Origin of the sequence: Actinobacillus porcinus (genome assembly GCF_901764995.1) — a bacterium.
GTDB classification, from domain to species: Bacteria; Pseudomonadota; Gammaproteobacteria; order Enterobacterales; family Pasteurellaceae; genus Exercitatus; species Exercitatus porcinus.
On the sequence record NZ_CABFKI010000022.1, the window covers coordinates 1 to 7,248 of the forward strand.

Here is a 7,248-nt window from a genome sequence, read left to right on the forward strand (position 1 = left end):
GACACCCAAGCTGTGGATAACGTTATGGTTTATGTTGCTAGTTTACTATAAATTTAATATACAAGGGACACACTGTGTGTGTCCACTCTATTTTTAGAATTTAACAGTAGCGGACACACGCAGTGTGTCCCTACTAATATATAAAGGACAACAATCAATGCACTTTGAAAGACGTAGCCACTGGAGTGGTGAATTAGGACGTGAAATGTATTTCAACGTCTATGGACATGCAGGTAAACCTGTTATTGTGTTCCCTTCATCAGGTGGAAACCAAAACGAATACGGCAATTTTGGTATGATTGATGCTTGCCGTTCTTTTATTGAGCGTGGCTTAATTAAATTCTATACCCCCGACTCTTTTGATAGCGAATCTTGGCTTGCAGAATGGAAATCGGGACACGATATGGCACAAGCGCATAACGCTTACGACCGCTATATTGTGAATGAATTAGTGCCATTAATCCGCCACGAATCTCATTGGGGCGGCACAATGATCGCAACAGGTTGCAGCATGGGAGCTTACCATACGATTAACTTTGCGCTCCGCCACCCAGATCTATTTGATACGGCAATTGCGCTAAGCGGTGTCTATGATGCACGTTTCTTTACCGATGAATACTACGGCGATGAAGCAGTTTATTTTAACTCGCCAATTGATTATCTTTGGAATCAACACGATAGCTGGTTCTTAGATCGTTACCGCCAAAATCACTATATCGTTGCAGTGGGACAAGGCGCTTGGGAAGAGCAACATGTTGCCGACACACGCCGCCTACAAGCCGCCTTTGAAGGCAAAAGCATTTTAGGCTGGTTCGACTACTGGGGACACGACATGGCACACGATTGGCCACTATGGCGCATGCAAATGCCTTATTTCCTAGGTAAATTAGAAGAGCAAGGGATTATCTAACTAAAGTTAGATACCGACAGCGCCTACGGCATAATCGATTATCTCCTATAGAGTAGCTTTAGCACTCATAATTAATGATTTGACATAGTAAATAAAAGAGTTGGTAATAATTATTCTTCTAATTATTACCAACTCTCTTTATAAGAAATCCTTTTCTAACATAATCTTATGCCACTTCATTAACCGTTATAAATAGATAACTTATATTTCGGTTCTTTCTCCAACCAATTTGTTGTTTTCTCATTATTGTTATATTCTATTTTTGCATTTCCTAAATTAATCGTTAAAATGCCATGGTTACTATTTTTAATTTTGTAGGTTTCATTTGAAAGGTTTAGTTATCCGAATATTTGCAGCAGTTGCGTTACTGCTATGGGCGATTGATATGGTTTTCCCATGGCAACAATTAATGCGCTCTGAAGAAAATCATTATACTGCCTTGAAAGAGCGTGGTTCATTAATTGTCGGTACGTTAAATAACCCTGTTTCTTATTTTATTAATGCGGAAGGACAGGCAGGGTTGGAATACGATCTTAGTAAAGCCTTTGCGGATTATTTAGCAGTTGAATTAAAAATCGAAGTCTTTGAAAATATCGAAGATCTCTTTGCTGCATTAGAAGCACATCAAATCGATGTCGCTGCCGCCAATTTGCTTTATCACCCGAAAAAATTAGAACAATTTCAATTAGGCCCTGCTTATTATTCTGCATCTTGGCAACTCGTTTATCGGAAAGGGGAAACACGCCCAACTTCATTAGCTCAATTAAAAGGAAAATTAGCGGTCACGAATCATCCGCAATTACTAGAAATTCTCGCTGAACAGAGAGAAAAATTACCAAATCTCACCTGGACATTACAAAATCGCCGTACGCCAGAAAGTTTATTATTGCAAGTCGCGGATGGAAAGATTGACTATACTATCGCTAATTCCATTGATGTGTCCGCGGCTCAACAAGTTAGACCTGAATTAGCCGTTGCTTTTGACGTGACCGATGAAGCCAGTGTGCATTGGTATCTTCCCAATAGTTCTTATAATGATTTACAAGCTGCGCTACTTGATTTTATGAACAGTGCCATTGAAAATGGACTCATCGCGCGCATAGAAGAAAAATACTTTAATCATTTCCGTAAATTTGATTATGTGGATATGCGTTCCTACACGCAAGCCATTGAAAAAGTCCTGCCGAAATACGCACCGTTATTTGAAAAATATCAAGGCGATTTAGATTGGCGTTTATTGGCTGCGGTGGCTTATCAAGAATCACACTGGGATGAAAATGCCACTTCGCCAACCGGTGTGCGCGGTATAATGATGTTAACCAAAGCCACGGCAGAACGAATGAAAATTCAAGATCGAATGGATGTAGAACAAAGTATCAAAGCCGGCTCTGAATATTTACATTGGCTTATTGCACAAGTGCCTGACAGTATTCCCCAAGAAGATAGAATCTGGTTTGCATTGGCTGGCTATAACATGGGGTTAGGTCATATTTTAGACGCTCGCCGATTAACGAAAAATCTCGGTGGAAATCCGGATAATTGGGTTGATGTGAAAAAAAATCTTCCCTTATTGGCAGAAAAGCGTCATTATTCTAACTTAAAGTATGGCTATGCTCGCGGTTATGAAGCGTTTCAATATGTGGAAAATATCCGCCGTTATATGAATAGCATCACAAATTATCACCGTGTTCAAGACGCACAAAATGGTGATACATCCAACACAATAACTCATCAGGAAAAATAGGATAAGGTGACATTATGGCTACAAGAAGAACTTTTTTAAAGAAAAGTCGAAAATCCTTAAGCTTATCAAGAGCGCGGCGCACTCATCGATTAAAACAACTTCGCCGTCATAAAAATAAAATTGCAGAGCGTAAAAACTTACACTTCTTCATTTTACAAAATGAATAATTTTTTTACCGCACTTTTTAAGTCAAGTGCGGTTTATTTTTATGCATTTTCCGGCTTAAAGGACAAAATTAATGGTCAAAATCTCGTTAACGCCTTGTAGTAAAAGGATTTTACGAGGTTCAAAGGTTTTGAATACAAAAAATGCTTTTATTGCTCAAGTCCTGATGTACAAAAATACGGCAAAATTAAAGACAAACAACGCTATAAATGTAACCATTGTGACAAGCAATTTTTAGGTGGAATTAGGCTGGATAATCATCAACTTTGGATGGAATATGCCTATGGGGAGAGATGAAAAATGAACATATTGCCTATTTGGAAAATTTCACTCGTCAATCAAGGGGAACACAATGACAGACACATCACTTAACGTTGATTTACGTAAAATGTCCTATGAGGATTTTAAGGAATTTATGAAAGGATTAGCAACGATTTATTCAGAATCTACCTTTGATTTCAGTTTCTTTTCCCTGCATAACTCCTTGAGTAGTATCGCTAAACAAATAGATCGTCCGCTATATAGCTTATTTACCATTTATGGTGCATACGAAATCGCAGATAATCAAGTGGTATTAGCCGTTTTTGATATATGCATCAACCTTGATGACGATGAAAGCGAAGAAAATAAAAGACCTAAAGTAGAAGTGAGCTTTGCAGAAGATACCACTCGTTTACGTTGCCCAATGAGTGTAAGAGATTTACTCACTCAATCAGATTATGTATTACGAGCAGAACAAACTTTTCCCCGAATAATGGAAGAAATGCTCTTAGAAAGAGAGAAAGAAAGACGAAAATCAACACCTATCACGTTTACTGATGAAGAACTTGAGTTACTATTAGAAGGTAGCATTCCATTTGAATAAGCATACATTGTTAGATCTAACTTGAACTAAAATGCCTTTAAATTTAATTGGTTAAAGGCATTTTTTTATGGCGGTTAGATTTGAGTTTAGGCTTTGTGCAACTGCTACATAATACCGGTTAATTATTTAGAAATAACCACTTTTGAGCCATCTGCAAAGGTAATTTCGCGTGCAACAAATAAAATGTTAAGAGATTGTTTTGGATCTTTGATGATTTCCTGTGCCGGTTTTGGCATCGCTTTGAATAAATCTAATGCTTTTACTTCAATTGTTGCTCCCGGTTGGAAAGGCTGTTGTGCAAGGTTTACGCCTACATTAGTGGTGTGCACAGCTTGATTATTTAGTGTGAAAACAGAACGCCAAGCAATTGAGGCGATTGCTTTTTGACCTTTATTCTCAATACGATAAGTAATCAACATTCCTTCATTTTTTTGATTATCTTGAGCGATATTGCGAGAGATTGCAGAAATATTCACTGATTTATTGAACACTTGTAGCATGAGTTCTTGTTGTGAAAGTTCTGCTTGGCTAGGTTGAATTGCGGGTAAAGGTTGCCCTTGTGTTGTTTGGGCTTGTTGCTGTGTATTTTGTTGATTTTGGGTTGCCGGTGTGTTTTTTTCTACACCTTTTATTTTGTCGCATCCCACGAAGAGTGTGGATGCGGCTAATAACAATGCTAAACTGGCTTTTTTGTTCATTTTAACTCCTGAGTTGACAAGAAAAGAGCCAACATTATAGTGTCGGCTCGATAATTTTTGTCAATGATAGGCAATTGGCATTTTTCAGTCAATTAAATTATGTTTAATTTATTCATTTTTAAATTCATCCATGAAGCTTTGGGCTTTTTCCACCATTTCTTTTGAACCCACAAAAAGTGGAACTCTTTGATGAAGTTCGGTTGGAATAATATCCAAAATACGATGATAACCATCCGTTGCGATACCGCCTGCTTGTTCGGCTAAAAAAGCCATTGGATTTCCTTCATATAATAAGCGTAGTTTGCCGTTAGGATAGGTGGTTGCACTTGGGTAAATATAAATTCCTCCTTTGAGCATATTGCGGTGGAAATCTGAAACAAGTGAGCCTATATAGCGTGATGTATAAGGACGCTGTGTGGCGGCATCTTCTTCTTGGCAATATTTAATATATTTTTTTACGCCCATTGGGAATTTGAGATATTGCCCTTCGTTGATCGAGTAAATTTTTCCTGTTGGTGGAATTTGCATATTTTCGTGAGATAGGCAAAATACGCCAAGAGAGGGATCGTAGGTAAAACCGTGTACACCATTGCCTGTAGTATAAACTAACATGGTTGATGAACCATATACCACATAACCCGCAGCAACCTGTTTGTGCCCTGGTTGCATAAAATCTTCTAATGTCACCGGGGTTCCTATTGGGGAAACTCGGCGATAAATAGAAAAAATCGTACCAACGGCGACATTCACATCTATATTGGAAGAGCCATCAAGGGGATCGGTTAAAATCACATATTTGGCATTTCTACCACGTTCTGTATCAAAGGCAATGAAAGAGTCCTCTTCCTCCGAGGCGAAACCTGCTACTTCTTCTCGTGCCATTAGTGCGCGTTTAATGGTTTCATTGGCGAAAACATCGAGTTTCATTTGGTTCTCACCTTGTATGTTTTCATTATCCGCCAAGCCTAAAATATCGGTTGTTAATCCTGCACGGTTAATATCGCGATGGATAATTTTTGCCACTAATCGAATTGATGAGAGAATGCCAGTTAATGCGCCTTTGGCGTGAGGAAATTCCATTTGTTTTTCTACGATGAATTCATCTAGGGTTTTCATTTGATTGCTCCTAAAAATAGCTAAAATTCAAGAGATTATGACCGCACTTATTCTGCGATAGACTTGAATATACAACTTAGATTATTATAACGTTTCGTATTTCTTAGCAAATCACGAGATTTAAACAATGTGATCGAGATCGCATAATTTATTACGGAAGCAAATTAAGAGAAGAACATGAACAATAAACATATTCATATTTTAGGCATTTGTGGCACATTTATGGGCGGTGTTGCCATGATCGCAAAACAACTGGGCTATCATGTCACTGGATCGGATACGAACGTTTACCCACCCATGTCTACATTCTTAGAAAATAGCGGTATTAAGATTATTCCAAATTTTGGTGTAGAGCAGTTACAACCCGCACCAGATATGGTGATTGTAGGCAACGCAATGAAACGCGGAAATCCTTGTGTTGAATATGTGCTTGAAAATAACTTGCCTTATACCTCAGGCCCGCAATGGTTACATGATAATTTGTTGCGTCATCGCTGGGTATTAGCGGTATCTGGTACGCACGGAAAAACAACCACGACAGGTATGTTAACTTGGATTTTAGAGCAAAATGGGTTGGAACCCGGTTTTTTAATTGGGGGGATTTCAGGGAATTTTGGTATTTCTTCACGTTTAGGTAATAGCCAATATTTTGTGATTGAAGCGGATGAGTATGATACGGCATTTTTTGATAAGCGTTCAAAATTTGTTCATTACAACCCGAAAACGCTGATTATCAATAATATCGGTTTTGATCATGCGGATATTTTTGATGATATTCGTGCTATTCAACGCCAATTTCATCATATGATTCGGACAATGCCAAAAAGTGGTTTGATTTTATCGGCTGATTCAGAAACTACAGCAAAAGAAACGCTTGATATGGGATGTTGGTCTGAGACTCAGTTTTTAGGGCAAGATAAAGAGTGGTTTGCGGAACGAATTACGAATGATTGCAGTCAGTTTGCGGTTTATCATCATGGCGAAAAAGTGGCTGAAGTGCATTGGAATATTGTTGGTCAACATAATATGCATAATGCTTTGATGGCTATTGCGGCGGCACATCATATTGGTATTTCTGTTGAAAATGCAGCAAACGCACTTTCTACTTTTATTAATGCGAAACGCCGTTTAGAAGTGAAAGGTGAGATGAATGACATTACCGTTTATGATGATTTTGCTCATCATCCTGCAGAAATTCAAGCAACATTGACCGCACTTCGTGATAAAGTCGGTGGAGGTGTACGTATTTTGGCAGTGCTGGAACCACGTTCTAATACGATGAAGATGGGGCATCATAAAGGCGAAATCGCACCGGCGTTAGTGCGTTCGGATCATGTATTTTTATTACAGCCAGATAATATTCCTTGGGAAGTGGCAGAAATTGCCGCTAATTGTGTGCAGCCTACGAGTTGGAGCGCGGATATAAATAAGTTAGTAGATATGATAGTGAAGGAAGCTGAGCCGAAAGATCATATTCTTGTTATGTCGAACGGTAGTTTTGGGGGAATACATCAGAAATTATTGGAGAAATTAGCGAATAAATATTCAAATTGTTGAATAAATCAGCGCTTATAAATTAATTTCAACTTTTTTGAAAAAAGTGCTTGCAAAGGATTTTGAAATCCCTATAATACGCCCCACACAACGACGCGCTGTTGTGAAAACAAGAAAAGCCAGCGTGTCGTTATTTTTTGCTCTTTAACAATTTATCAGACAATCTGTGTGGGCACTTGTAAGAATTCGTTTTGAA

At 38.4% G+C, this 7,248-nt stretch carries 7 protein-coding genes and 1 pseudogene; 6 read left to right on the top strand and 2 right to left on the bottom strand.

Translation table 11 applies throughout. The annotated features are described in order from the left end of the window. Positions 1–157: 157 nt before the first annotated feature. The 5 genes and pseudogenes from E7T07_RS10775 to E7T07_RS10785 all read left to right on the top strand — a co-directional run bounded on the left by E7T07_RS10775 (position 158) and on the right by E7T07_RS10785 (position 3,684). Positions 158–910: an esterase family protein gene (locus tag E7T07_RS10775; protein WP_135711129.1), complete on the top strand. Its 753-nt coding sequence runs from the start codon at positions 158–160 to the stop codon at positions 908–910. Positions 911–1,235: 325 nt separating this feature from the next. Next, positions 1,236–2,654 (top strand): membrane-bound lytic murein transglycosylase MltF, encoded by a 1,419-nt coding sequence (gene mltF, locus E7T07_RS10780; protein WP_135711130.1) that lies wholly within the window; start codon positions 1,236–1,238, stop codon positions 2,652–2,654. Positions 2,655–2,668: 14 nt separating this feature from the next. Further along, positions 2,669–2,821 (top strand): hypothetical protein, encoded by a 153-nt coding sequence (locus tag E7T07_RS11305; protein WP_512698610.1) that lies wholly within the window; start codon positions 2,669–2,671, stop codon positions 2,819–2,821. Positions 2,822–2,972: 151 nt separating this feature from the next. Beyond that, positions 2,973–3,116 (top strand): annotated as a pseudogene (locus tag E7T07_RS11290) (IS1/IS1595 family N-terminal zinc-binding domain-containing protein); the annotation flags it as partial. 55 nt (positions 3,117–3,171) lie between these two features. Beyond that, the gene (locus E7T07_RS10785) at positions 3,172–3,684 is read left to right on the top strand and encodes a hypothetical protein (protein WP_135711131.1); all 513 of its coding nucleotides are present in this window, start codon (positions 3,172–3,174) and stop codon (positions 3,682–3,684) included. 122 nt (positions 3,685–3,806) lie between these two features. On the opposite strand, the gene E7T07_RS10790 is transcribed toward E7T07_RS10785, so the two are convergent. Both E7T07_RS10790 and fbp read right to left on the bottom strand, forming a co-directional pair. Further along, the gene (locus E7T07_RS10790) at positions 3,807–4,382 is read right to left on the bottom strand and encodes a hypothetical protein (protein ID WP_135711132.1); all 576 of its coding nucleotides are present in this window, start codon (positions 4,380–4,382) and stop codon (positions 3,807–3,809) included. Positions 4,383–4,490: 108 nt separating this feature from the next. Beyond that, on the bottom strand, positions 4,491–5,498 hold the full coding sequence (gene fbp / locus E7T07_RS10795) for a class 1 fructose-bisphosphatase (protein ID WP_135711133.1): 1,008 nt from the start codon (positions 5,496–5,498) through the stop codon (positions 4,491–4,493). Between the two features lie 177 nt (positions 5,499–5,675). On the opposite strand from fbp, the gene mpl reads away from it, so the two are divergent. Continuing rightward, a complete protein-coding gene (mpl, locus tag E7T07_RS10800; protein WP_135711134.1) occupies positions 5,676–7,055 on the top strand; it encodes a UDP-N-acetylmuramate:L-alanyl-gamma-D-glutamyl-meso-diaminopimelate ligase in 1,380 nt (459 codons plus the stop codon). The last annotated feature ends 193 nt before the right edge of the window (positions 7,056–7,248 follow it).

What these genes read in the sequence shown, in the direction of transcription:
- E7T07_RS10775 (WP_135711129.1), top strand. Translation starts at nt 158, where the DNA reads ATGCACTTTGAAAGACGTAGCCACTGGAGTGGTGAATTAGGACGTGAA.
- E7T07_RS11305 (WP_512698610.1), top strand. Translation starts at nt 2,669, where the DNA reads ATGGCTACAAGAAGAACTTTTTTAAAGAAAAGTCGAAAATCCTTAAGC.
- E7T07_RS10785 (WP_135711131.1), top strand. Translation starts at nt 3,172, where the DNA reads ATGACAGACACATCACTTAACGTTGATTTACGTAAAATGTCCTATGAG.
- E7T07_RS10790 (WP_135711132.1), bottom strand. Translation starts at nt 4,382, where the DNA reads ATGAACAAAAAAGCCAGTTTAGCATTGTTATTAGCCGCATCCACACTC.
- fbp (WP_135711133.1), bottom strand. Translation starts at nt 5,498, where the DNA reads ATGAAAACCCTAGATGAATTCATCGTAGAAAAACAAATGGAATTTCCT.
- mpl (WP_135711134.1), top strand. Translation starts at nt 5,676, where the DNA reads ATGAACAATAAACATATTCATATTTTAGGCATTTGTGGCACATTTATG.